At 66.3% G+C, this 23,309-nt stretch carries 20 protein-coding genes and 1 tRNA gene; 10 read left to right on the top strand and 11 right to left on the bottom strand.

Annotated elements, in window-relative coordinates; translation table 11 throughout:
• Window positions 1-26: 26 nt before the first annotated feature.
• The 4 genes from OK349_RS19335 to OK349_RS19350 form a co-directional block, all read right to left on the bottom strand.
• Entirely contained in the window at window positions 27-275 is a 249-nt protein-coding gene (locus tag OK349_RS19335) for a twin-arginine translocation signal domain-containing protein (RefSeq protein ID WP_265119553.1), read from the bottom strand.
• A gap of 146 nt (window positions 276-421) precedes the next feature.
• Window positions 422-742 carry a hypothetical protein gene (locus OK349_RS19340; protein ID WP_265119554.1) on the bottom strand — a complete coding sequence of 107 codons (321 nt, stop codon included), beginning with the start codon at window positions 740-742 and terminating at the stop codon, window positions 422-424.
• 22 nt (window positions 743-764) lie between these two features.
• The gene (locus OK349_RS19345) at window positions 765-1,649 is read right to left on the bottom strand and encodes an SH3 domain-containing protein (RefSeq protein WP_265119555.1); all 885 of its coding nucleotides are present in this window, start codon (window positions 1,647-1,649) and stop codon (window positions 765-767) included.
• Window positions 1,650-1,713: 64 nt separating this feature from the next.
• Window positions 1,714-2,655 carry a hypothetical protein gene (locus OK349_RS19350; RefSeq protein ID WP_265119556.1) on the bottom strand — a complete coding sequence of 314 codons (942 nt, stop codon included), beginning with the start codon at window positions 2,653-2,655 and terminating at the stop codon, window positions 1,714-1,716.
• 168 nt (window positions 2,656-2,823) lie between these two features.
• Here OK349_RS19350 and OK349_RS19355 point away from each other — a divergent pair, with 168 nt between their 5' ends.
• Window positions 2,824-3,690: a glycoside hydrolase family 16 protein gene (locus OK349_RS19355; protein ID WP_265119557.1), complete on the top strand. Its 867-nt coding sequence runs from the start codon at window positions 2,824-2,826 to the stop codon at window positions 3,688-3,690.
• Here the strand turns inward: OK349_RS19355 and OK349_RS19360 are convergent.
• Window positions 3,641-4,888: an MFS transporter gene (locus OK349_RS19360; RefSeq protein ID WP_265119558.1), complete on the bottom strand. Its 1,248-nt coding sequence runs from the start codon at window positions 4,886-4,888 to the stop codon at window positions 3,641-3,643. The genes OK349_RS19355 and OK349_RS19360 overlap by 50 nt on opposite strands.
• Window positions 4,889-4,914: 26 nt before the next feature.
• Entirely contained in the window at window positions 4,915-7,158 is a 2,244-nt protein-coding gene (locus OK349_RS19365) for a beta-glucosidase (protein ID WP_265119559.1), read from the bottom strand.
• Window positions 7,159-7,361: 203 nt separating this feature from the next.
• Between OK349_RS19365 and OK349_RS19370 the strand changes: the two genes are divergently transcribed.
• From OK349_RS19370 to OK349_RS19395, 6 genes are all read left to right on the top strand, one after another.
• Complete coding sequence (locus tag OK349_RS19370) at window positions 7,362-10,364, top strand: TonB-dependent receptor (protein ID WP_265119560.1); 3,003 nt, start codon at window positions 7,362-7,364, stop codon at window positions 10,362-10,364.
• Between the two features lie 75 nt (window positions 10,365-10,439).
• Window positions 10,440-11,990 carry a tryptophan halogenase family protein gene (locus tag OK349_RS19375; protein WP_265119561.1) on the top strand — a complete coding sequence of 517 codons (1,551 nt, stop codon included), beginning with the start codon at window positions 10,440-10,442 and terminating at the stop codon, window positions 11,988-11,990.
• Window positions 11,987-12,706 carry a SapC family protein gene (locus OK349_RS19380; protein ID WP_265119562.1) on the top strand — a complete coding sequence of 240 codons (720 nt, stop codon included), beginning with the start codon at window positions 11,987-11,989 and terminating at the stop codon, window positions 12,704-12,706. The genes OK349_RS19375 and OK349_RS19380 overlap by 4 nt, the downstream gene beginning before the upstream one ends.
• Window positions 12,699-13,727: a cupin-like domain-containing protein gene (locus OK349_RS19385; protein WP_372340588.1), complete on the top strand. Its 1,029-nt coding sequence runs from the start codon at window positions 12,699-12,701 to the stop codon at window positions 13,725-13,727. Before OK349_RS19380 ends, OK349_RS19385 begins: the two co-directional genes overlap by 8 nt.
• Window positions 13,724-15,220 (top strand): tryptophan halogenase family protein, encoded by a 1,497-nt coding sequence (locus OK349_RS19390; RefSeq protein ID WP_265119563.1) that lies wholly within the window; start codon window positions 13,724-13,726, stop codon window positions 15,218-15,220. The genes OK349_RS19385 and OK349_RS19390 overlap by 4 nt, the downstream gene beginning before the upstream one ends.
• A gap of 11 nt (window positions 15,221-15,231) precedes the next feature.
• On the top strand, window positions 15,232-16,278 hold the full coding sequence (locus tag OK349_RS19395; RefSeq protein ID WP_265119564.1) for a LacI family DNA-binding transcriptional regulator: 1,047 nt from the start codon (window positions 15,232-15,234) through the stop codon (window positions 16,276-16,278).
• An 11-nt stretch (window positions 16,279-16,289) separates the two neighbouring features.
• Here the strand turns inward: OK349_RS19395 and OK349_RS19400 are convergent.
• The 4 genes from OK349_RS19400 to rpsA all read right to left on the bottom strand — a co-directional run bounded on the left by OK349_RS19400 (window position 16,290) and on the right by rpsA (window position 18,628).
• Window positions 16,290-16,375 (bottom strand) — tRNA-Leu (locus OK349_RS19400).
• 56 nt (window positions 16,376-16,431) lie between these two features.
• A complete protein-coding gene (locus tag OK349_RS19405; RefSeq protein WP_265119565.1) occupies window positions 16,432-16,710 on the bottom strand; it encodes an integration host factor subunit beta in 279 nt (92 codons plus the stop codon).
• Window positions 16,707-16,895 (bottom strand): hypothetical protein, encoded by a 189-nt coding sequence (locus OK349_RS19410; RefSeq protein ID WP_265119566.1) that lies wholly within the window; start codon window positions 16,893-16,895, stop codon window positions 16,707-16,709. The genes OK349_RS19405 and OK349_RS19410 overlap by 4 nt, the downstream gene beginning before the upstream one ends.
• A 20-nt stretch (window positions 16,896-16,915) precedes the next feature.
• Window positions 16,916-18,628, bottom strand: coding sequence for a 30S ribosomal protein S1 (rpsA, locus tag OK349_RS19415; RefSeq protein ID WP_265119567.1), 1,713 nt, complete (start codon window positions 18,626-18,628; stop codon window positions 16,916-16,918).
• Between the two features lie 339 nt (window positions 18,629-18,967).
• Between rpsA and OK349_RS19420 the strand changes: the two genes are divergently transcribed.
• Window positions 18,968-19,390 carry a hypothetical protein gene (locus OK349_RS19420; protein ID WP_265119568.1) on the top strand — a complete coding sequence of 141 codons (423 nt, stop codon included), beginning with the start codon at window positions 18,968-18,970 and terminating at the stop codon, window positions 19,388-19,390.
• 3 nt (window positions 19,391-19,393) lie between these two features.
• Here OK349_RS19420 and ald read toward each other — a convergent pair whose 3' ends face one another.
• Window positions 19,394-20,500: an alanine dehydrogenase gene (gene ald / locus OK349_RS19425; protein WP_265119569.1), complete on the bottom strand. Its 1,107-nt coding sequence runs from the start codon at window positions 20,498-20,500 to the stop codon at window positions 19,394-19,396.
• Window positions 20,501-20,639: 139 nt separating this feature from the next.
• Here ald and OK349_RS19430 point away from each other — a divergent pair, with 139 nt between their 5' ends.
• Both OK349_RS19430 and OK349_RS19435 read left to right on the top strand, forming a co-directional pair.
• Entirely contained in the window at window positions 20,640-21,113 is a 474-nt protein-coding gene (locus OK349_RS19430; protein ID WP_265119570.1) for an Lrp/AsnC family transcriptional regulator, read from the top strand.
• 159 nt (window positions 21,114-21,272) lie between these two features.
• A complete protein-coding gene (locus OK349_RS19435) occupies window positions 21,273-23,180 on the top strand; it encodes a potassium transporter Kup (RefSeq protein ID WP_265119582.1) in 1,908 nt (635 codons plus the stop codon).
• Window positions 23,181-23,309 lie beyond the last annotated feature (129 nt).

Below are 23,309 nucleotides of genomic sequence, written 5' to 3' on the forward strand. Positions count from 1 at the left end.
CGGCAGTCGCGTGACGGAAAGGTTCATCAGCTGCTGGATCTGCACCACGGCAAGATGCCGCCGCCGTCGAGCGAGAGGCTGGATCGAGTGTTGAGCTCGAGTTCGATGCCCGCCATCGGGACGAGCTTCTGACGCTGACCGGGTCCTGTACGATAGTCCGCGAGCAGTTCGGCAAAGGAGGGCCAGAGCCCGAGGGGCGGATCGCGCAGGACAAGGACGCCCGCGAGCCCCGCCGCGATCGCGCCGCTGCCGGCGAGAAAGCTACGCCGTCCCATCCGCCGGTCGGCGCGGCGGGGCAGGGGAATGATCTCGGCGCCGGCGGGCGGCAGGCCGTCGCGTGCGGGCAGCGCGCGAGGGAATCATCTCGCTACGCTCTACAAGGCGCTGGGCGGCGGCTGGGAGGATGTCGGAGGGTGACTCGCTATCGCGCCGGGGTCGGCGCGAGGAGGCCGGCGAGCGCGCCGATCGCGGCTGAGCCGATTGCGATCAGCCCGTCGGGGATATCCGCCTGGGTCTTTTCCAGCGCCAGCCACATTTGGGCGACGATCACCGAGAGGACGCTGATTCCGAGCAGGATGACCGTGGCCTGATAGACGAACGTGTCGGGGACGTTGGTGCGGCGGCGAGCTTCGAGCTCGGCTTCGTTGACGATGGTCTTCACCGCACCGGCGTCGCCGGCTGCGGCAAGATCGGGCAGGCGTTCCTCGAGGGCGCGGGTCATATTCGTGGCGAAGGTTGCCATGATGTGTCTCCTTTCCGACGGATCAGCCGTTGGTGAACAGGACGAAGCTGCTGAAGCGCGTGTCCGCCCACCAGGCGGAAGCGGGCACGCGGCGCTCGAAGTTGACGCTGCCGGCCTGCGACTGCACCGGCATGGTGACACGGCCGTTCGCGTCGCGGCGCGCCTTCACGTCCGCGGTTTCCGGCGCGATGATCACGATATGCCCCGAACGCGCGAGATCCTTGCGCCGCGCGCAGATCGTGGCGATCCCGCCGCGCTTGGCGCACTCCTGCAGGTCGGTCAGCGAAAAGGTCCGCTTCCAGCCGAAGTGCGCGCCATAGTCGATCAGCCAATTGTGGATCGCATTGGCGTTCATCTCGCGGATCGTGACGTCGTATTGCGCCGCCACTTGCCGCCCGGCCTTGAGCTCGGCGATCGCCTTGTCGGTCCACCATACACGCGGCAGATAGACGTCCGCCGCATAGGCGACGTCATGGGCGTAGATGTTGCAATAGGTGCGCCCGCCGCCGGGCTGATAGCGACGGCTCTGCTCGACCGCGAGCCAGGCGATCACCTTATTGAGTTGCGCGGCCGAGGGTTGGGTGTTGCGCGGCATGCCCGGTTCGCCGATCGGACTTGCCGAGGCCGGGCTGTTGCGAGTCGAGTTCGGATTGTGTTCGCGCCAGTGCACCGGCGCTAGTTTCGACGCGGTGGCGAAGCTCACATCGCTGGCGGGCGCCAGATATTGGGCCGAGGCCCAGCCCTCGAACGCGACGCCGTCGAGCTTGCCGCGCACGCGGCACCAGCTGCCGCTGCGATCGAGCACTTCGACCTCGCACCCCTCGGGCAGCACGCCCCGCTCGTTGCCGGGCTCCTTGCGTGGTTCCTTGCGCAGAAAGAGCCCGTGCGCGGTGACCTTGTAGCGCATCGCATTTCCTCTCTCGATTGGGTGAGCCGGGCGCGGGGTCGCTATTCGCGCCCGGCTGCCTCGTTCAGGCGACGTCGCGCAGTCCATTGAGCAGCGCGTCGACCGTCGCCTTTTCCTGCTCGACGATCCGGCGCACCGCTTCGTCGAATTGAACCGTCGCCGCGTCGCGCTTGGCTGTCAGATCGGCCAAGCGCTGGCGCATCGCGTCCGCCTCGCCACCGGCCTTGACGTCCTCGAGCTTGCTCAGCGCCTGCCGGACCATGGCCAGGCCGGGCTCGAACGCCGCGGCCGTCTCGTCGCGCTTCATCTGGATCTGCGTGCGCAGGCAGGTGAAGAAGGTGCTGGACGCTGCGACGATCTGTTCGCGCGCGCCGCCGAACAGCTCGGCGCGCTTGGCCGCGATCTCGTCGCGCATCGCCTCGGCTTTGGCTTCGGCTTTCTCCCTCAGCTCCTCCGCTTCGATGCTGATGCGCTTGACGGTGATCTGGGGCACGTCGAACTTGAGCTCCTGCGTGCGCATCGCGAATTCGGGCACGTCGAGCTTGAACGAAGTGCGGTCCATCCGCACATCGGGGATGCCCATCACGATCTCATGCTTCTGCATGAAGGGTTCGGGCACCTCGATATGGATATTCTTCCACTTGATGGTCCAACCATGGACCTCGGGGCGTTGTCCGATCTTCTTGCGCACCATGCGGATCGACGGTGTGTGGAACACGATCCGCTTGTCCTTCATGGTGACTTGCGGAAGGTCGAGCGACCATTCCTGGGTCTTCATCGTCACCTCGGGGAGGTCGAGCGCGATGCCGATCGTCTCCCATTCGACATCGATCTCGATGCCCAGCGCAGCATCGACCCCGCCGGCGTCGGGCGCGTCGTCGCGGATGCGGTCGAACTCGGGTTCGTAGCGGTCGCTGATTTCCTTGATCGAGCTGGAGAGCTCCCCGCCCAGCGTCTTGACGAGATCGTGGAGCGATTGCCTTGCGGCTTCACAGGCTTCGGCCATGTCGAAAATCCTTTCTGTGGATTGGCGACGACAGGCCTAGGGCAGGGGGCGACCGGGAGGCGTGAAGCCAGCGTCGGTGAAGCGTGAAAACGACATCGGCAAGCGGGCAGCGGTTGACGCGCGGCGGGTGCAGGATGAGAACGTTCCCATCATCATGGGAGAGGACCGATGTGGTTTGCGATCGTGGCCGCGATGCAGACGGCGACCCTGGGGGCGACCAACGTCAAGGCCGATGTGCCGATGACGGTGCCGGCTACGAAACCGAGTTTTGCCGACGAGTTCGACGGCCCGAAGATCGACACCGGCAAATGGCTGTTCGACACGCACCGGAACCGCGAGGGCTGGTACAATAACGAGCGCCAATATTATGCCGACGGGCGGCCCGAGAATGCGCGGATCGAGGATGGCGCGCTGGTGATCGAGGCGCGGCGCGAGTCGCTCAAGGGCAAGGCCGCGGACTGGGGCGGGCAGGAGTACACCTCGGCCAAGCTCGTGACGCGCGAGCGCTATGGCTATGGTTTCTATGAGATCCGCGCGAAGCTGCCGTGCGGGCGCGGGATGTGGCCGGCGATCTGGATGTTGCCAACTGGGGAGAAATGGCCCGACGGGGGCGAGATCGACATCATGGAGATGGTCGGCTGGGACGCGCACGTGATCCACGCGACGCTCCACACCGGCGCATACAACCACGCCAAGGGCACGCAGCGCGGGGCGCAGGTAAAGGTGCCGACGGCATGCACCGCCTATCACCGCTACCAGCTCGACTGGCGGCCCGGCGTGATCACGATCGGCATCGACGGGCGCGGGCATATGCAGGTCAAGGACGATCAGCCCGGCGGCTTGGCGGCATGGCCGTTCGTGCGGCCCTATGAGTTGATCCTCAACCTGGCGGTCGGCGGCGACTGGGGCGGGAAGCACGGGATCGACGATGCCGCGCTTCCGCAGCGCATGCATGTCGATTATGTGCGCTATTGGGCGGCGGCGCCTAGCGCCGATGCCGGATCGCCAGCACCAGCAGCCCGCCCAGCAGAGTGAGGCCGGCGAGCGCCAGCATCACCGGGCCGAAATCATGCGGGGTCGCCAGCGCCCAGGTGAGCGCGGGACCGGCCAGCGCGGGCAGCGTGTTGGTGAGGTTGATCAGCCCGAGATCGCGGCCGCGGTGGCGCGGATCGGGCAGTAGCTGCATCGCGAAGCCCGAATGGAGCGAGAGGAACGCGGCCGAGCCCAGCGCATAAAGCGCGAAGGCAAGCGCCGCCAGATTCCAGTCCCGCACGAAGGCCAGCCCCGTCAGACCCAGCGCGGCGAGCGCGGCAAAGGCGATCAGGAAGGGCTTGCGGCGCCCGATCCGGTCGGACCAGCGCCCCGCCAGCACCGCGATGGGAAGCGGCACGAGATAGGCGACCGTCATCAGCTGCCCAAGGGCCCCGACATGCTTGGAGGCGGGGGTGGCCGGGTCGATGCTCGCGAAATAATAGACGAGGTAGAGCCACAGCACGTTGCCCGCGACCTGCACCAGCAGCCGGGACGCCCAGGCGATGGCGAGATCGCGGCCCAGCAGCGGCGCTTCGTGTGGCGGGGCGGCGGCGGGCGCGATCCGTGATGGCGCGAGCAGCAACGGGAGGACGCAGAGCAGCACCGCGGCGAGGACGAAAGCGAGCCGGGCGGACTCGCTGCTGATGCCGATCGCGACCATCAGCGCCGCCACCGCCGACGCGAGCGGCGCGCCGAGCGCGATGAGGCCGCCAGCCAACCCTTTTTGAGCGTCGGGCACCTCGTCCGCCATCACCGCGAACATCGGTGCCAGCACGGCATTCACCGCGGTCTGAAACAGCGCGACGGCGAGGATGATCTGCACGGGCGTGACGGCCAGGGTGACGGCGGCGAAGGATGCCGCGAGGCCAGCCAGGCCGAACATGATCCATCCGCGCCGCCCGTGTCCGCGCGCCACCGAGCGATCGCTGAGCCAGCCGAACAGGATGTTCGACGCGCTCGCCGCGAGCGCGCCGGCGATGACGGTGGCGGTGAACACGGCGATGCGATCATCGCCCGCGATCCCGGCGACCTTGACCGGCAAGAGCAGAGTGAGCAGCGGCAGGAAGCCGATCACGCCGCCGGCATTGGCGAGTGCGACGAGCAGGATGAAGCGCAGTGACCGCCGCGCCGGATACCCGGTCTGAAACTCGCTTCCCAACACCGTCCCCCGCATCCCGGTCGTCGCGCCTGCGTTGGCCACAGGCGCCGTCGGGGTAGCGCTCGACGCTAGGGCTTCATCGTCGCCGGGTCGAGGCTCGTCGTGAGCAGCAGCGAACGGTCGGTCGCATCGCGCGCGATGGCGATGCGGTAGCTGCCGCCGCGGATGCGCCAGCCAGGCAGAGTTGTGTCGTAATCGGCGAGAATGCGCGGCTCGGCGATGAGTGTGACGCGGCGCGTCTCTCCCGGCTTGAGCTCGATCCGGCGGAAGGCGGCGAGGCGCATCGGATTGTCCGAGCCTTCGCGCGTCACATAGATTTGCGGCACGTCCGCACCGGCGCGCGCGCCGGTATTGGTGACGTCGAACGAGACGGTGAGCCGGGCGCCACCGCTGGCGCTTGCGTTGCGATAGGCGAAGCTCGTGTAGCTGAGCCCGTGGCCGAAGGGGAACAGCGGCTTTTGGCCCTTCTTCTCGTACCAGCGATAGCCGACGTCGCTGCCTTCGACATACTCCACCGGGAAGCTCTTGAGCTCGTAGGCGCCCGAATTCGCGGGGTTGGCTGCGGCCGCCGCCTGGAGCGAGGTGAAGGTGTCGAGGCCGACCGGCTGCGGGCGCGGCGCCTGCCCCTCATGCGCCGGGAAGGTGATTGGCAGACGGCCCGAGGGATTGACCTTGCCGGTGAGGATATTGGCGATCGCCTCGCCGCCGCGCTGGCCGGGATACCAGGCCTGTACCACCGCGGGGACGCGATCGAGCCACGGCATCGTCACCGGGCCGCCCGTGGTGAGCGCGGCGATGGTCTTCGGCTGCGCGGCGGCGACCGCTGCGACCAGCGCGTCCTGGTGATGCTGGAGTCTGAGGTCGGGCACGTCATCGGCCTCGGTCGTCCATTGCGTCGCGAAGACGATGGCGAGATCGGCTGCCTTTGCCGCATCGACCGTGGCGTTGAGGTTGCGGCCGTCGACGAAGCTCACCTGCGCGCCCGGCAGCGCCTTGCGCAGCGCGGCGAGCGGCGAGGAGGCGTGATAGGTGATGCGCGCAAACGATGCGGAACCACCAGTCGACAGCGCGATCTCGATCGGCGCGCCGCCGACCGAGCGCACCTGGCTCGATCCGCCGCCCGAGAGCACGCCGAGGTCGGCGCCGCCCCCAATCACCACGATCTTCTTCGCGGTGCGGGCGAGGGGGAGGAGGTCGCCCTGGTTCTTGAGCAGCACGATCCCTGCCTCGGCCGCGCGCTGCGCGACGAGCGCGTTGCGGGCATAGTCGGGGGTCTGCGCCTTGGCGGGCATCGGCGTGTCATAGGCGCCGCTCTCGATCAGGCCGGTGAGATAGCGGACGACCATGTCGTCGAGCCGCGCCATCGGCACCTCACCCTTCTCGACCGCGGCCTTGAGCGGCGCGTCGAAATACATCGCGCGGTCGAGCTCCTGGCCCGATTGCTGGTCGAGACCCGCCTTCGCGGCCTTTTCGGTCGAATGGACGCCGCCCCAGTCGCTCATCACCCAGCCGCGATAACCCCAATCGCGCTTGAGCACCTGGTTGAGCAGGAAGTCGTTCTCGCACGCCCAGTCGCCATTGACCTTGTTATAGGCGCACATGACCGAGGCGGGCTTGCCCTTCTCGATCGCGATCTGGAAGGCGAGCAGGTCGCTCTCGCGCAGCGCGGCCTCGCCGATGCGCGCATCGAGCACCATGCGGCCGGTCTCCTGCGCATTGAGCGCGAAATGCTTGATCGTCGAGACGATGCGGTTGGACTGGACGCCCGCGATATGCGCGCCGGCGAGTTCGCCCGCGAGCAGCGGATCCTCGCCGAGATACTCGAAGTTGCGCCCGCCCCACGGATCGCGCGTCAGGTTGACGCCGCCCGCTAGCAGCACGTTGAAACGCTTGGCGCGCGCCTCGCTGCCGATCATCGCGCCGCCGGCGCGGGCGATCTCGGGATCGAAGGTCGCGGCGGTGGCGAGACTGGAGGGGAGGGCGGTGGCGACGTCGCCCTTGCGCTGTTCGACCTGGTTGGCGACGCCGAGCGAAGCGTCGCTTTCGCGCACCAGCGGCACGCCGAGTCGGTTGTTGCCCTCGATATGGCCGGCCGAGGGAATCAGTTCATTCGCGGGCTTCACCTTGGTGAGCGGGGGGAAGAGGCCGTGGACCAGCGCGATCTTCTCGTCGAGCGTCATGCGGGTGACGATCGATTCGGCTCGGGCACGCGCGTCGGTGACGGCAGCCGGTGCTTCCTGCGCGAATCCCGCATTTGCGCCAATGGTAGCGATCGCAGTCGCTGCAAGCAGCGCGGCAACGGTCCGGCTCATCCTGTTCCCTCTCCTGACGGCGGTGCGACCGCCCTTCTTGGTGGCGCACAGACAGCATAATTTGAGAACGTTCACAACAGCGGTTTTCCGCCGTTCGTGGAAACTCCGCGAGGAATGGGCATGCTTGACAACGTTGTACAAAGGGTTCAGGTGAACGTTCTCAACGAGTGCAGATTCACTGCGCCGTAAAGGGGAGGACGAGGATGCGGGGCACGACTCGCTCGATTTCGCGACTGGTGATTGGCGTATCGACTCTGGCGATGGCCGCGACTCCGACACTGGCACAGGATACGCAGGACGCGCCGCCGCCCGCCGAGGAGACCGAGGACGTCGTCGTCACCGGCATCCGCGCCAGCCTCGAACAGTCGATGACGATCAAGCGCGACGCGCAGGGCGTGGTCGACGCGATCTCTGCCGAGGAGATCGGCAAGTTCCCCGACACCAACCTCGCCGAATCGCTTCAGCGCATCACCGGCGTGTCGATCGACCGCTCGAACGGCGAAGGCTCGCTGGTGACGGTCCGCGGCTTCGGTCCCGAATTCAACCTGGTGACGGTCAATGGCCGCCAGATGCCGACCGCCCTCATCGGTGACGGTGGCGGTCCGCCGTCGTCGCGCTCGTTCGACTTCGCGAACCTCGCTTCGGAAGGCATTTCGGCGGTCGAGGTCTACAAGAGCGGCCGCGTGACGATGGAATCGGGCGGTATCGGCTCGACCATCAACATTCGCACGCCGCGCCCGCTCGACCGGCCGGGCCTGCGCGGAAGCATCTCGGTGAAGGGCGTGTACGACACGTCGCGCAACGAGGGCGATCCGATCACCCCCGAAATCTCGGGCATCGTCAGCTCGACCTTCGCCGACGACCGGATCGGCATCATGATCGCCGGCTCGTACCAGAAGCGCAAATCGAGCACGAACACCGCCAGTGCCGGCTGGCGCGACGGCTATCTCGGCAGCGAGAACAACTGGGGCTCGCTGGCGCAGCCGGGCACGCCGCGCGCTGCGAACATCACCAACCGTCCCGATCCGACCGACGTCTATCAGGTGCCGCAGAGCGCGTCCTACAATCTCGAGGACATCAACCGCGAGCGCATCAACGGCCAGGCGGTGCTGCAATTCCGTCCGATCGACAGCCTCACCGCGACGATCGATTTCCTCTACTCGCGCAACACGGTCGAAACGCGGAACAGCAACGTCGGCGTGTGGTTCAACCACGAAGACACGTCGAGCGCGTGGACCGACGGCCCGGTCGCCGGTCCGATCTTCTACACCGAACGCTTCGCGCCTCCCACCGGGGTTCCCAGCCCGAACGCCCTCTATGGCGGCAAGGATCTTTCGTACAGCGGCGCGCTGATCGAGAACCGCGCCGAGAACAAGTCGTTGGGCGCCAATCTGGAATGGAAGGCGCCGGGCGGCATGACGGTGGAGCTCGATTTCCATCATTCGACAGCCCAGGTGAATCCGGTCAACAATTACGGTTCAAGCATGTCGCTGGGCAACGCCGTCTTCGGCGTTCAAAGCCAGTCGGTCAATTTCGAGAATGACATGCCGATCATCTCCTATCAGATGTTCCCGGGGATCGATCCGCTGAATGCAGGCATGATCGCCTCGACCGGCAACGCCTTCCGCAACGCCTATTTCCGGAACCGCATCAACCAGGCGCAGCTGCGTGGTCACTACGACCATGACGAGGGGTTCCTCGACAGCATCGATTTCGGCGTGTCCTATATCGACAGCAAGGTGCGCTCGGCCTTCGGCACGATCCAGAACGACGATACCTGGGGCGGTGCTGGCCCGGCGTCTGATATCCCTGACGACATCTTCACCCTCGTGACCCTGCCGGACAAGTTCCCGGGGCTTGCCCAGTCCGGCATGATCCAGAGCTTCTACACCTTCAACTTCGAGCGGCTGGCCGATCTGGCGGAGCAGGAGTACCAGGTGTGCAGCAATCCCGCGACGGGCTCGGCCCAGCCGGGCACCTGTCTCGCCAACTTCAATACCGACCGGCGCATCACCGAGAAGACGCTGGCGCCGTACCTGCAGATCGCGACCAAGTTCGACCTCTTCCAGAATCCGGCGCATTTCGTGGCGGGTGTTCGCTACGAGACGACCACCGTCGCATCCTCGGCGATGGTGCCGGCGCCCGCGACCACCAACTGGGTGGGCGAGAACGAATTCAACATCGTCTTTTCGGGCGGCAGCGAATTCACGCTGTTCAAGGGCTCGTATCAGAACTGGCTGCCGGCATTCGACTTTGACCTCTCGCCGCTGACCAACGTCAAGCTGCGCGCGTCGTACAGCCACACGATCACCCGTGCCGACTATGCCAGCATGCAGGGTGGACGCACGCTCGACACGCTCTTCCGCGTCGGCGGCGGCACGGGCGCGCAGGGCAACCCCGGCCTGATCCCTTACAAGTCGAAGAATATCGATCTGTCCGCGGAATGGTATTACGCGCCCGGCAGCTACATTTCGGTCGGCTATTTCCACAAGGACGTGGAGAACTTCATCTCCTCGACGCGGATCGATACGACGGCCTTTGGGCTGACGACTCCGGTCGACGGGCCGCGTTGGCAGGCGGCCGTGGCTGCGGGGAGGACGACAGTCAGCGCGATCCGGCAATATATCTTCGACACTTTCCCCAGCACGGTGACGATCACCGGAGGGGGTCCGGGTGCATGGACCGGCATCATCCATGCGGCGCCCGGCGATCCGCTGGTCAATTTCGAGGTCACGCAGCCGGTCAACAGCGACCAGACCGCCGCGATCAACGGCTGGGAATTCGCGCTCCAGCACGCCCTCTGGGATACCGGCTTCGGCGTGATCCTGAACTATACGATCGTCAATGGCGACGCGACCTATGACAATACGCAGCCATCGTCGGTGACCCAGTTCGCGCTGACCGGCCTCAGCGACAGCGCCAATGCCGTCGCCTATTACGACAAGAACGGGCTCCAGGCGCGCGTCGCATGGAACTGGCGCGACAAGTTCCTCGCGGGAACGGGGCCCAACCCCTTCTATACGGAGGCATATTGGCAGCTCGACGCCAGCGCGAGCTATGAGTTCATCCCCGGCCTCACCGGCTTTGTCGAGGCGATCAACCTCACCGGGGAAGGCCGGCGCGGGCATCTGCGGCACGAGAACAACGTGACCTTCGTGCAGCCGGGATTTGCGCGCTACGCGGCGGGCGTGAGGTTCAACTTCTAGGGCAGGTATGTTGGCCCGCAGCCCGCGCGCGCTTTCAGGTGACGCGGGCCGGGCGCTGGCCTAGGATCGGGTTCAATGCACAGCGTGGTCGAGAGGGTTGTCATCGTGGGCGGCGGCACTGCCGGCTGGCTGGCGGCGTCGCGCCTCGCCAGCTCGCCGCGCGCCCGCTCCGGCGGGCTCCGCGTCACGCTGATCGAGGCGCCCGATATCCCGATCATCGGCGTCGGCGAAGGCACCTGGCCGACGATGCGCGCGACGCTTGCGGCGATCGGCCTCGGCGAGGCCGAATTCCTGCTCGCCTGCGACGCGTCGTTCAAGCAGGGATCGCGCTTTGACGGCTGGCTCGAGGGCACCCCGGAGGACCGTTACTATCATCCCTTCACCTCCCCACCCCCCGCCGCGATGGCAGAATTGCTCGCGGCCTGGCAGACGACGGCGCCCGACCTGTCCTTTGCCGCCGTGATGACCCCGCAGGCGCATGTCTGCGACCACGACCTCGCTCCGCGCCAGCGGATGATGCCCGACTATCAGGGCGCGGCGAACTATGCCTATCATCTCGACGCCGGCAAGTTCGCCGTGCTGCTCACCTCGCACGCGACGCGGCGGCTCGGCGTCGAACATGTCGCCGCGCATGTCACCGGCGTGCGGCGCGGTGCGGGCGATACGATCGCCGCGGTCGTCACGCGCGAGCGCGGGGAGATTGAAGGCGACCTGTTCGTCGACTGCACCGGCCTTGCCGGGGTACTGATCGGCGGGGAGCTGGGGGTCGAGTGGATCGACCGCAGTGACACGCTGTTCAACGATCGCGCGCTCGCCGCGCAGGTCCCCGTCGAGCCCGGGAGTGCGATCGCGTCGCAAACCGTGTCGACCGCGCATGAAGCGGGCTGGATCTGGGACATCGGGCTGCCCAGTCGGCGCGGCATCGGCTGCGTCTATGCCAGCCGCTTCATGGACGATGCCGCGGCGGAGGCGAGCCTGCGCGCCTATATCGCCCGCGTGCTACCCGACGCACCCGAAGTGCCGGTGCGCCGTCTTGCGTTCCCGACCGGCCATCGCGCGCGCTTCTGGCAAGGCAATTGCGTCGCCATCGGCCTGTCGGCGGGCTTCATCGAGCCGCTCGAGGCCTCGGCGATCGTGCTGATCGAATTGTCATTGAATGCGCTGATCGACAATTTTCCGGCCGATGCGGTGGCGATGCCGATCCACGCCAGACGCTTCAACAGCTTGTTCCGCTATCGCTGGGACCGCATCGTCGAGTTCCTGAAGCTCCATTATGCGCTGAGCCGCCGTCAGGAGCCCTATTGGCTGGCGCAGCGCGATCCGGCGCACATCCCGCCGCGACTGGCCGAGATGCTGACGCTGTGGCGTGACCAGCCGCCATCGACCTGGGACTTCCCGCAAGTCGACGAGATCTTCTCGGCCGAGAGTCACCAGTACATTCTCTATGGCATGGGGCATCCCGTGCCCGCCGGCGTGCAGGCCAACGACAAGGCCGGCGCGATGCTCATGCAGAACCGGCAGCGCGCCCGCTCGCTCGCCGCTGCGCTGCCCAGTAACCGCGATTATCTGGATGCGCTGCGCGCCGAAGCCGGCGCCGCGGCCGTGCGCCACGAAAGCAGGGTATGACTCAGCACGCCATTCTCGACAACAACACCCACCGCGCGCTGCGCGTCCGCTCCGATGTGGGCACGGACCTTGGCGATGGCGTGATGGGGACGCTGACCGTGCCCAGCGAATTTCGCAACGTGCAGGGCCAGTTCCCGATCCTGTTCCGCCGCGAAATGGGGCGCGACGACTTCTTCGCGCTCGCGCTGTTCGGCTTCGAGAACGGAGAGAATCTCTTCCTCGACGGCAATCGTTGGGACGCGCGCTACCGCCCGCTGTCACTCGCGATCCAGCCCTTTCTGATCGGGCGCCCGGAAAGCGGGGAGGGGCCGGGGCAAGTCCATATCGACCTTGGCCATCCGCGCATCGCGGCGGACGGCGAGGGCGTGCGGCTGTTCGACGCCGAGGGCGCGGCGACGCCCTATCTCGAGGATGTCGCCGAACGGCTCGGCGCGCTGGACGAGGGGTATCGCGCGAGCAAGGGATTTTTTGACGCGCTGCTCGCCCACGACCTGCTCGAACCGTTCAGCCTTGAGGTGACGCTCGACGACATGTCGGTCCATTCGCTCGTCGGGTACCACATCATCGACGAGACCAAGCTGCGCCTGCTCGACGCGGAGACGCTGTGGCGCCTCCATGTCGATGGGCATCTGATGCCGATCTTCATGGCGCTCGCGTCACTGTCGCAGATCTCCGCGCTCGTCGCGCGCAAGAACCGCAGGCTGGCCGGTGGCTGAACAGGCGCTGTCCATTCCCCCCTCTCTGACCAAGGTGCCGGAGCGTGACTGGAGGGCAGTGGGGCTCGACACGCTGCTCAAGGAAGCGCGCGAGCCCTTCGTCGTGCGCGGGCTGGTCGCCGACTGGCCGCTGGTCGCTGTGGGCAAGAGCGGCGCCCGCGCGGCGCGGCGCTATCTGCTGGATCATGCCCGCGACCGGCCCTTCACCGTCTCGATCGGCTCGCCCGGGCATGACGGGCGGATGTTCTACGACACCGACATGCAGATGAATTTCCGTACCGGAACGGGCAAGCTCGCCGATATCTTCGCGGGGATCGATAAGGCCGAGGAGCTTGGCGAGAACCGCACCGTCTATCTCGCATCGATCGACATTCCGTCGCATTTCGACGGCCTCGACGCGGCGAATCCGATCGATCTCGGGATGCGGGATCCGTTGAAGAGCATCTGGATCGGCACGCGCACACTGATCGCCGCGCACAATGATTTCCCGGACAATCTCGCCTGCGTCGCGGTCGGCCGGCGGCGGTTCACGCTGTTCCCGCCCGACCAGTTTCGCAATCTCTATCTGGGGCCGATCGACAATACGCCGGCGGGCCGCACGGTGAGCATGGTCGATTTCAACGATCCCGATTTCGAGCGCTACCCGCGCTTCCGCGAGGCGCTGGAGCACGCCATGGTGGCCGAGCTCGGCCCGGGCGACGCGATCCATATCCCGATGATGTGGTGGCACCACATCGAAGGGCTCGATCCGTTCAATGTGCTGGTCAACTATTGGTGGCGCGATACCCCGCGCTGGCTCGGCCAGCCGCAGGATGCGCTCAACCATGCGATCCTCTCGATCCGCGACTTGCCGCCCGAACAGAAGGCGCACTGGCGCGCGCTGTTCGACCATTATGTCTTTGCCAATGGAGATGATGTGACGGAACATCTGCCCGAGGGAATGCGCGGCATCCTCGATCCGCTGACGCACGAGACCGCTTCGCGCATCCGCGCCTATTTGCTGCGGCAGTTGAGCCGGTGAGCGCGCGTCCCGCGACACGCGTGGTCATCGCCGGTGGCGGCACCGCGGGCTGGATGGCCGCGGCTGCGATCAGCCGGACGATGGGCCCCACGATCGACTTGACCCTGGTCGAGTCCGAGCAGATCGGCACGATCGGGGTGGGGGAATCGACCATTCCCCCGCTGGTCAACTTCAACCGCATTCTGCGCATCGGCGAGGCCGAGTTCATGCGCGCGGCGCAGGCGACCTTCAAGCTCGGCATCCTGTTCGACAATTGGAAGCATGACGGGCACAGCTATTTCCACAGCTTCGGCCTGTCGGGGAAGGATCACTGGTCGGCGGGATTCCAGCATTTCTGGCTCTACGGGCGCGAGCGGGGGCACCAAGAGCCCTATGACGATTATTGTCTTGAGCTCGCCGCGGCGATGCAGGGCAAGTTCGCGCACCTGCCGCAGGACCGGATGAACTATGCCTATCACGTCGATGCGACGCTGTACGGCCGCTACCTGCGCAAGCTCGCCGAGGAGGCGGGCACCAAGCGGGTCGAGGGCAAGATCCAGCGCGTCGAGCTGAACGGCGAGACCGGCGACATCGCCGCGCTGCTGCTCGATGGCGAGCGGCGGATCGAGGGCGATATGTTCGTCGACTGCACCGGCTTCCGCGGGCTGCTGATCGACGGCGCGCTGCATGCCGGGTTCGAGGATTGGGGGCACTGGCTGCCCAACGACAGCGCGATCGCGGTGCAATCGAAGCATCTGGGGCCGCCGCAGCCCTATACCCAGGCGATCGCGCACGATGCGGGCTGGCAATGGCGCATCCCGCTGCAGCACCGCATGGGCGCGGGGATCGTCTATGCGAGCGGCTATCTGTCGCGCGACGAAGCCTATCACCGGCTGATTTCGACCGTCGGTGAGCCGCTGATCGAGCCGTTCGACATCAAGTTCAAGGGCGGGGTGCGGCGCAAGCAATGGTATCGCAACTGCGTCGCTATCGGCCTGTCGGGCGGGTTCGTCGAGCCACTCGAGGCGACCACGGTGCACCTGATCCAGCGCGCGGTGCTGCGCTTCGTGCGGCTGATGCCCAACGGGCGCGTGAGCGAACGCGACGCGGCCGAGTTCAACGAGCAGCAGCGCCAGGATATCGAGCAGATCCGCGACTTCGTGATCCTGCACTACAAGGCGACCAACCGGCGCGACAGCGCGTTCTGGCGGCATGTCGCGGCGATGCCGGTACCGGATTCGCTGGCGCAGAAGATCGAGCTGTTCCGCGAGACCGCCCGCACCTTCCGCAAGAATGAGGAGCTGTTCGCGGAAAATAGCTGGGTGCAGGTGATGATGGGGCAGGGGATCGATCCGCAAAGCTGGCATCCGATCGCGGAGAAGCTGTCGGACGACGAGCTGGCGCGGCTGCTGGCGACGCTGCGCGAGGATGTGACGCGCACCGTCGCGACGCTGCCCGAGCATCATGCCTATGTCGCGCAATATTGTGGCGCCGCCGATCCGGTGGCGGCCTGAGCGACACACGCATGGCACGCCGGAAACAGGCCGTCACGATCCGCCACGTCGCCGCCGATGCCGGCGTGTCGCTGCAGACCGTGAGCCGCGTCATCAACAAGGAGCCGAACGTACGGCCCGAGATGGCCGAGCGCGTGCGCACCTCGATCGCAAAGCTCGGCTATGTCCCGTCGATCGCGGCGCAGCGGATGAGCGGATCGCGGTCGTATCTGATCATGGCGCTCAACGACCGCGAACGTACCCTCGACGGCTGGCGCGCGCGCGACGGCACCGACTGGGTCGACCAGATGCTGCTCGGCGGGATGCTGACCTGTTCCGAACATGGCTATCGCCTGATCGTCGAGCTGGTCGACACGCACAGCGACCATATCGAGCGCGAACTTTCCGCGGCGCTGGCGGCGCTCCAGCCCGACGGGGTGATCCTGACGCCGCCGCATTCGGCCAACCCGGCGATCCTGGAGTTGCTCGACGACGCGCATATCAGCCTGGCGCGGATCGGATCGCTGCACGAGGGGCCGGGGTTCCGGCTGACGATGGGGGACGATCTGGCGGCGGCGCTCGCCACGCGGCACCTCACCGGGCTCGGCCATGCGCGGATCGCGCTGATCGCCGGGCCGGACGAATATGAGCTGAGCGGCTGGCGTGTCGATGGCTGGCGCGCGGCGATGGCCGAGGCCGGGCTGTCCACTGAAGGATTGCTCGCGCAGGGCGATTTCAGCCGCGAGTCCGGCCGCGCCGCGGCGCCGCGCCTGATCGATGCTGGGGCGACCGCGATCATCGCGAGCAACGATCAGATGACGCTCGGTGCGCTCGAGGTTGCGCGCGAACGCGGCTTGACGGTGCCGCGCGACCTCTCGCTGATCAGCTTCGACGACACGCCGATCGCGCGCTTCAACCACCCGCCGCTGACCGCGATCACGCAGCCGATCGCCGAAGTGACGGCGCGGGCGGTCGAACTGATCATCGCGGCGCGGGGCGGGCGGGCGGTGCCGGACGGGCCGGTGGTCGTGCCGCCGACGCTGACGGTGCGGGAATCGACGGCCGCGCCCCGCCACTGACGGGCGCCTGATGGTACGGGCGGGGGGACTTGAACCCCCACGAGCCGAAGCTCAACGGATTTTAAGTCCGGTGCGTCTACCATTCCGCCACGCCCGCATCGGACTGGCTGTATCGGGTCGGGAACGGAGTGCCAAGCGCGCTAGGGCCAAGCCCTAGACGTTCAGGCGCGCGCGCATTTCCTTGCCGGGCTTGAAATAGGGAACCCGTTTGGCCGAGACGTCGACGGTCTCGCCCGTGCGCGGGTTGCGGCCGGTGCGCGCGTCGCGCGCGCGGGTGGAGAAGGCGCCGAAGCCGCGCAGCTCGACGCGGCCGTTCACGACGAGCCGCGTGGTGATCTCTTCGAAGAAGGTGTCGACGATGCGCTCGATCTCACGCGCGGACAGGCCGGGATTGTCCGCCGCCAGCATCTGCACGAGTTCCGAACGGATCATCCCGCGTCCCCAACTGCCCGGTCATTTGCGCCGGAAACAATATGTATCGCCGCGCTCAGCGGCGCGGTGCGGGACTGATTTAGGCGCGTTTCCTTACCTGCATCAATCGAATCTTGCGGCTCCGCGGTGCTTTTCAGAGACACCGGCGGGAAGCCGTTGAAATGATTGGCGGGACGGTCCGCCATCCGGACCGCCCCGCACACAATCACTTCTTCTCTTCGCGAGCCTTGAGGGCCTCGCCCAGGATGTCGCCCAGCGATGCGCCCGAATCGGACGAACCATATTGCGCGACCGCCTGCTTCTCCTCGGCGATCTGCATCGCCTTGACCGAGAAGGTCGGCTTCTTCGAACGGTCCATGCCGGTGACCATCGCGTCGAACTTCTGGCCGACCTGGAAACGCTCCGGACGCTGCTCGTCGCGGTCACGGCCGAGGTCGGTGCGCTTGATGAAGCCGGTCGCGCCATCGTCGCCAACCTGCACTTCGAGGCCCGCGTCGCGGACTTCCAGAACGGTGACCGTGACGATCTCGTTCTTGTTCACGCGCGCTCCGCCGGTGGCGGCCGCCGGGGTCGGCACGCCGCCGCGCTCGAGCTGCTTCATGCCGAGCGAGATGCGCTCCTTGTCGGGCTCAACCGCGAGCACAACGGCCTTGACCATCTCACCCTTGCGGTGAAGCGCCAGCGCATCTTCGCCCGAGATGCCCCAGGCGATGTCCGACATGTGGACCATGCCGTCGACGTCGTTGTCGAGACCGATGAACAGGCCGAACTCGGTGGCGTTCTTGACTTCGCCCTCGACCTCGGTGCCGACCGGGTGAGCGGCCGCAAAGGCCTCCCACGGGTTCTGCTGGGCCTGCTTGAGGCCGAGCGAGATGCGGCGCTTGTCCTGATCGACCTCGAGCACGACGACATCGACTTCCTGCGAGGTCGAGACGATCTTGCCCGGATGGACATTCTTCTTGGTCCAGCTCATCTCCGAGACGTGGACGAGGCCCTCGATGCCCGGCTCGAGCTCGACGAACGCACCATATTCGGTGATGTTGGTCACGCGGCCCGACAGCTTCGCACCGATCGGATACTTGACGCCGGCGCCATCCCAAGGATCGCTCTCGAGCTGCTTCATGCCGAGCGAGATGCGCTGGGTGTCGCGGTTGATGCGGATGATCTGCACCTTCACCGTGTCGCCGATGTTGAGCATCTCCGACGGGTGGTTGACGCGCTTGTAGCTCAAGTCGGTGACATGCAGCAGGCCGTCGATGCCGCCGAGGTCGACGAACGCACCATAGTCGGTGATGTTCTTGACGACGCCGTCGATCACCTGGCCCTCGGCCAGGCTCTGGATCAGGCCCGAACGCTGCTCGGCACGGTTCTCTTCGAGGACGGCGCGGCGCGACACGACGATGTTGCCGCGCTTGCGGTCCATCTTGAGGATCTGGAAGGGCTGCGGCAGGTCCATCAGCGGCTGCACGTCGCGCACCGGACGGATATCGACCTGCGAGCCCGGCAGGAACGCCACGGCACCGCTGAGGTCGACGGTGAAGCCGCCCTTGACGCGGCCGAAGATCACGCCCTCGACGCGGTTACCCTGCGAGAATTCGAGCTCGAGCTTGTCCCATGCGGCTTCGCGGCGGGCGCGGTCGCGGCTGAGCATCGCTTCGCCGTTCGCATTCTCGACGCGGTCGACATAGACCTCGACTTCGTCGCCGACCTTGAGATCGGCGGGCTGGCCCGGCGCGGCGAATTCGCGCAGCGGCACGCGGCCTTCGCTCTTGAGGCCGACGTCGATGATGGCGAGGTCGTTTTCGATGCCGGTGACGGTGCCGATGACGACGCGGCCTTCAAAGCTTTCTGCGCCGCCAAGCGTCTGGTCGAGAAGCGCGGCGAAATCGTCGCGCGTGGGGTTTGCCGAAGTGGCCATAAAGGGTTCAGTCCTAACTATCGTTTTTCCGGCCGGCTGGTTGGATCCAGCGGTCTTGAAGGCCGAAATGCCGTGGCGGCCGCATGCCGGTCACGGCATCCGGTGGACGGGCGCGGTTGGAGAGGTCACGCTTTTGATCTAAAGCGAAAATGGCGCGTGAGCTGCACGCTCCGCGCCTCCCTCCGCGAGCACCCGCTCGCCGGACGGGCGCCCCCTTAGCTCCACTGCTCGGCAAAGGCAAGGAAATCCCGGCCTTGGGGCGGTCGCGACGGAGCCCTCACCGATTATTTACCTTAACTGGTCACATCGCTCCCGAAACGAAAACGGAGAGGGGGCGAGATGACACCGGTTGGCGGATTGGCGGAGAATGCGGACTGGCTGGTCGCCGCCGCGGCGTCCGATCTCTATGAGATCATCCGCGACGACAAGCTGAAGATCCTGCGGATCAGCCAGGTTGCGGTGCAGACGCGCGAGGAGGTTGATCAGTATCTCGCCGTGCTGGGCGAGATCGTGCGCGACACGCGGCTGCGGTTCGGACGCGTCCGCGTGCTCGCCGACCTGCGCAACGCGCCGCTGCGCACGCAGGAAGCGGCCGAGCGCATGCGGATGGGCAACCTTGCGCTCTATCGCACCGGAGACCGCGTCGCGCTGATCGTCGAATCAAGCCTGCTCAAGATGCAGCTGCGACGGACGCTGGTCGAGTATCAGAACATCTTCCTCTCGCCCAACGCCGCCGAGACCTGGCTCACAGCGCTCGACTGACGGTCAGGGGCGCCGGGCGGTGAAGGGCAGATCGAGCGCCTCGGCCACCGCCTCGTGGGTGATCGTGCCCTTGTAGACGTTGAGGCCGGCGGCGAGGTGGGGATCGGCCTCCATCGCCTTCTCCGCGCCGAGATTGGCGAGCTTCATCACGAAGGGCAGCGTGGCGTTGTTGAGCGCGAAGGTTGAGGTGCGCGCCACCGCGCCCGGCATGTTGGCGACGCAATAATGGATCACACCATCGACCTCATAGACCGGGTCGTCATGCGTGGTGGCGTGGCTGGTCTCGAAGCAGCCGCCCTGATCGATCGCGATGTCGACCAGGACCGAGCCGCGCTTCATCGTCTTGAGCATGTCGCGCGTGACCAGCTTGGGCGCGGCCGCGCCGGGCACCAGCACCGCGCCGATCACCAGATGGGCATTGGCCACCGCGGCGGCGATCGCCGCCTTGCTGGCATAGGCGGTCTTGATCTGGCTGCCGAAATGCATGTCGAGCTCGGCGAGGCGGGCGTTGTTGATATCGTAGATGGTGACGTCGGCGCGCAGGCCGGTGGCCATCTGCGCCGCGTTGATCCCGGAGACGCCGCCGCCGAGGATCGCGACCCGCGCCGGCGCGACGCCGGGGACGCCACCGAGCAGCACGCCGCGGCCGCCTTGCTCCTTTTCCAGATAGTGCGCGCCGACCTGAACCGACATGCGGCCCGCCACCTCGCTCATCGGCTTGAGCAGCGGCAGCGAGCGATCGTTGGCGGTGACCGTCTCATAGGCGATGCAGGTCGCGCCCGATTCCATCAGCCCTTCGGCCTGGGCCTTGTCGGCGGCGAGGTGAAGATAGGTGAACAGCGTGTGGCGCGCCTCGAGCAGCGCGATCTCGCTCGGCTGCGGTTCCTTGACCTTCACGATCATGTCGGACTGCGCGAACACGGTTGCCGCGTCCGGCACGATGCGCGCGCCGGCCGCGACATAGTCCGAATCCTCGAAGTCGATGCCCATCCCGGCGCGAGTCTCGACCGCGACTTCATGGCCGACGGCGGTCAGCTCGGCGACTAGCGGCGGCGTCAGGCCGACGCGATATTCGTGATTCTTGATTTCCTTTGGAACACCGACGCGCATGACAAACTCTCCGATATCTGTGTCTCGCGCACATCGTAACGCAGGATATCGCCGCGAATCTCTGCAAACTTATGCGCTTGGATCGTGACGCTTGCATGAATATGCTTGTGAAAACGAGATACTCGGGATTCCATGCGCGATGGACAAAATCGACGAGGCGATCCTCAAGCAGCTCGCGCGCAATGCGCGTGCGCCGGTCAGCCACATTGCGACGGAGGTCGGGCTCTCGCAATCGGCCTGCACGCGGCGGATCCAGGCGCTCGAGGCGTCGGGGCATATCCTGGGCTATGGCGCGCGGCTCGGCCTGCGGCGGCTGGGCTATAGCGTCACCGCGATGGTGGACATCACGCTGGGCACCGAAGTGGGCGAGGACCTCGCGCGGTTCGAGGCGGCGGTGGCGCAGATCGACGGGATCGTCGAATGCGCGCTGGTTTCGGGCGGGTACGACTATCGCCTGAAGATATTGTGCCGCGATCTCGACGACTATGAACGACTGCACCGCGAGGAGATGGGGCGCCTGCCCGGCGTGGTGAAGATCAGTTCGAGCTTCGTGCTGCGCGCGGTACCGACGCGTAGCGAAGCCGACGCACTGTTTCCCGCCACGGGACGATGAGACCGGCCCCAATTGCGCCGCAATGTTGCACGTGCTAACTGCGCGGCCGTTTCAATGGACAGGTAGCCGGTCTGACATGACCACTGCATTGCTCGCCACGGTACGCAAGTTTCTCCCGTGAGCGAGACCAACGGAAGCCCCGGGGCGGCGACCGACTCGATTCCCGAACAGCATCATCCGCATGGCCGTGAGGCGGCGTTGTGGAAGCTTGCCGTCGGGGCGATCGGCGTGGTGTTCGGCGATATCGGCACCAGCCCGCTCTATGCGTTTCGCGAAACGTTCAGCTCGGCACACCATCCGGAGCATCCGCTAGCGCTCGACGAGATGCACATCATGGGCGTGATCAGCCTGATGTTCTGGTCGATGATGGTGGTGGTGACGCTCAAATATGTGTCGCTGATCATGCGCGCCGACAACAAGGGCGAAGGCGGCAGCCTGGCGCTGCTCGCGCTGATCAATCGGGCGAGCGGGCAGAAGCGCTGGACGGCCGGGATCGTGCTGCTCGGCGTGTTCGCGACGGCGCTGTTCTATGGCGATTCGATGATCACTCCGGCGGTCTCGGTGCTGTCGGCGGTCGAGGGACTCGCGGTGGCGGCGCCGCAGTTCGCCGGCTGGGTGCTGCCGATCGCGATCGCGATCCTGGTCTTCCTCTTCTCGATCCAGCGCACCGGCACCGCGCGGGTGGGTGCGATGTTCGGGCCGATCATGCTCGTCTATTTCGCCGTGATCGCGACGCTGGGGGTGATCAGCGCGGCGCAACGTCCCGATGTGCTGTGGGCATTCCTGCCGACCTATGCGTTCAACTTCTTCGTCGTCGATCCCCTCGCGGCGTTCCTGGCGCTGGGCTCGGTGGTGCTCGCGGTGACTGGGGCCGAGGCGCTCTATGCCGATATGGGCCATTTCGGGCGCAAGCCGATCCGCTTCTCGTGGCTGTGGTTCGTGCTGCCCGCACTGATGTGCAACTATCTGGGGCAAGGCGCGCTGCTGATGCGGGACGCCACGGCGCTGCAAAACCCGTTCTACATGCTCGCGCCCGAATATCTGCGGCTGCCGCTGGTCGGCATCGCGACCGCGGCCGCGATCATCGCGTCGCAGGCGGTGATCACCGGCGCCTTCTCGGTGACGCAGCAAGGCATCCAGCTCGGCTTCATCCCACGGCTGCGAATCTCGCACACCAGCGCGTCGACCGCCGGGCAGATCTACATCCCGCTGATCAACTGGGCGCTGATGGTGGCGATCATCCTGCTGGTGCTGATCTTCCAGACCTCGTCCAACCTCACCGCCGCCTATGGCATCGCGGTGACGGGCGCGATGCTGATCGACAATTTCCTGATCGCGGTCGTGCTGTTCGCCTTGTGGAAATGGAAGAAGCGCTATGCGCTCCCGCTGCTGGCGCTCTTCTTCCTGGTCGACCTTGCCTATTTCAGCGCGAACCTGACCAAGATCCCCGATGGCGGCTGGTTCCCGCTGTTCGCGGGCGTGGTGATCTTCACGCTGCTGACCACCTGGGCCAAGGGCCGCCGCCTGATGGTCGAGCGGATGCGCGAGGGCGCGATGCCGATCAAGGTGTTCATCCAGTCGGCTGCGGGCTCCGCGACGCGCGTGCCGGGCACCGCTGTGTTCATGACCTCGACCCCCGAGGGCGTGCCGCACGCGTTGCTCCACAATTTGAAGCACAACAAGGTGCTGCACGAGCGGGTGATCCTGCTGACGGTGAAGATCGCCGACCAGCCCTATGTCACCGAAGCCGAGCGCGCCAAGGTCGACGACCTGGGGCAGGGCTTCCACCGCATGCTGCTCTATTACGGCTTCATGCAGGAGGCTGATGTGCCGGGCGCACTCAAGTCGATCGGCGCGTGCGGGGGCAATTGCGGCGGCGCGTTCAACATGATGGACACGAGCTTCTTCCTGTCGCGCCAGACGCTGCTGGCGTCGGAGCGGCCAGGGATGCGGATCTGGCGCGAGAAGTTGTTCGCGTGGATGCTGCGCAACGCGGAAAGCGCGATGGAGTTCTTCCGCCTGCCCACCAACCGCGTGGTCGAGCTGGGCAGCCAGGTCGAGATTTGAGTATGTTTGCTGGATCGGCTCCGCCGATGCGGTACCGGCCCGCTCCCCCACCCGGCCACCCATATGATGCTACCGCTGGGTGGCCGGGTGTTGCGACCGGAGTGACTTGAATGGACGGCGAATCCGGCG

It is taken from the genome of Sphingomonas sp. BT-65, assembly GCF_026107375.2.
Classification (GTDB): Bacteria; Pseudomonadota; Alphaproteobacteria; order Sphingomonadales; family Sphingomonadaceae; genus Sphingomonas.

Excerpts from the sequence above, each read along its gene's own strand:
- OK349_RS19350 (WP_265119556.1), bottom strand. The coding sequence starts at position 2,655 with ATGGCCGAAGCCTGTGAAGCCGCAAGGCAATCGCTCCACGATCTCGTC.
- OK349_RS19410 (WP_265119566.1), bottom strand. The coding sequence starts at position 16,895 with ATGGCGGACCGTCCCGCCAATCATTTCAACGGCTTCCCGCCGGTGTCT.
- rpsA (WP_265119567.1), bottom strand. The coding sequence starts at position 18,628 with ATGGCCACTTCGGCAAACCCCACGCGCGACGATTTCGCCGCGCTTCTC.
- OK349_RS19335 (WP_265119553.1), bottom strand. The coding sequence starts at position 275 with ATGGGACGGCGTAGCTTTCTCGCCGGCAGCGGCGCGATCGCGGCGGGG.
- OK349_RS19380 (WP_265119562.1), top strand. The coding sequence starts at position 11,987 with ATGACTCAGCACGCCATTCTCGACAACAACACCCACCGCGCGCTGCGC.
- OK349_RS19430 (WP_265119570.1), top strand. The coding sequence starts at position 20,640 with ATGGACAAAATCGACGAGGCGATCCTCAAGCAGCTCGCGCGCAATGCG.
- OK349_RS19345 (WP_265119555.1), bottom strand. The coding sequence starts at position 1,649 with ATGCGCTACAAGGTCACCGCGCACGGGCTCTTTCTGCGCAAGGAACCA.
- OK349_RS19365 (WP_265119559.1), bottom strand. The coding sequence starts at position 7,158 with ATGAGCCGGACCGTTGCCGCGCTGCTTGCAGCGACTGCGATCGCTACC.
- OK349_RS19375 (WP_265119561.1), top strand. The coding sequence starts at position 10,440 with ATGCACAGCGTGGTCGAGAGGGTTGTCATCGTGGGCGGCGGCACTGCC.
- OK349_RS19405 (WP_265119565.1), bottom strand. The coding sequence starts at position 16,710 with ATGATCCGTTCGGAACTCGTGCAGATGCTGGCGGCGGACAATCCCGGC.
- ald (WP_265119569.1), bottom strand. The coding sequence starts at position 20,500 with ATGCGCGTCGGTGTTCCAAAGGAAATCAAGAATCACGAATATCGCGTC.
- OK349_RS19395 (WP_265119564.1), top strand. The coding sequence starts at position 15,232 with ATGGCACGCCGGAAACAGGCCGTCACGATCCGCCACGTCGCCGCCGAT.
- OK349_RS19355 (WP_265119557.1), top strand. The coding sequence starts at position 2,824 with ATGTGGTTTGCGATCGTGGCCGCGATGCAGACGGCGACCCTGGGGGCG.
- OK349_RS19340 (WP_265119554.1), bottom strand. The coding sequence starts at position 742 with ATGGCAACCTTCGCCACGAATATGACCCGCGCCCTCGAGGAACGCCTG.
- OK349_RS19370 (WP_265119560.1), top strand. The coding sequence starts at position 7,362 with ATGCGGGGCACGACTCGCTCGATTTCGCGACTGGTGATTGGCGTATCG.
- OK349_RS19420 (WP_265119568.1), top strand. The coding sequence starts at position 18,968 with ATGACACCGGTTGGCGGATTGGCGGAGAATGCGGACTGGCTGGTCGCC.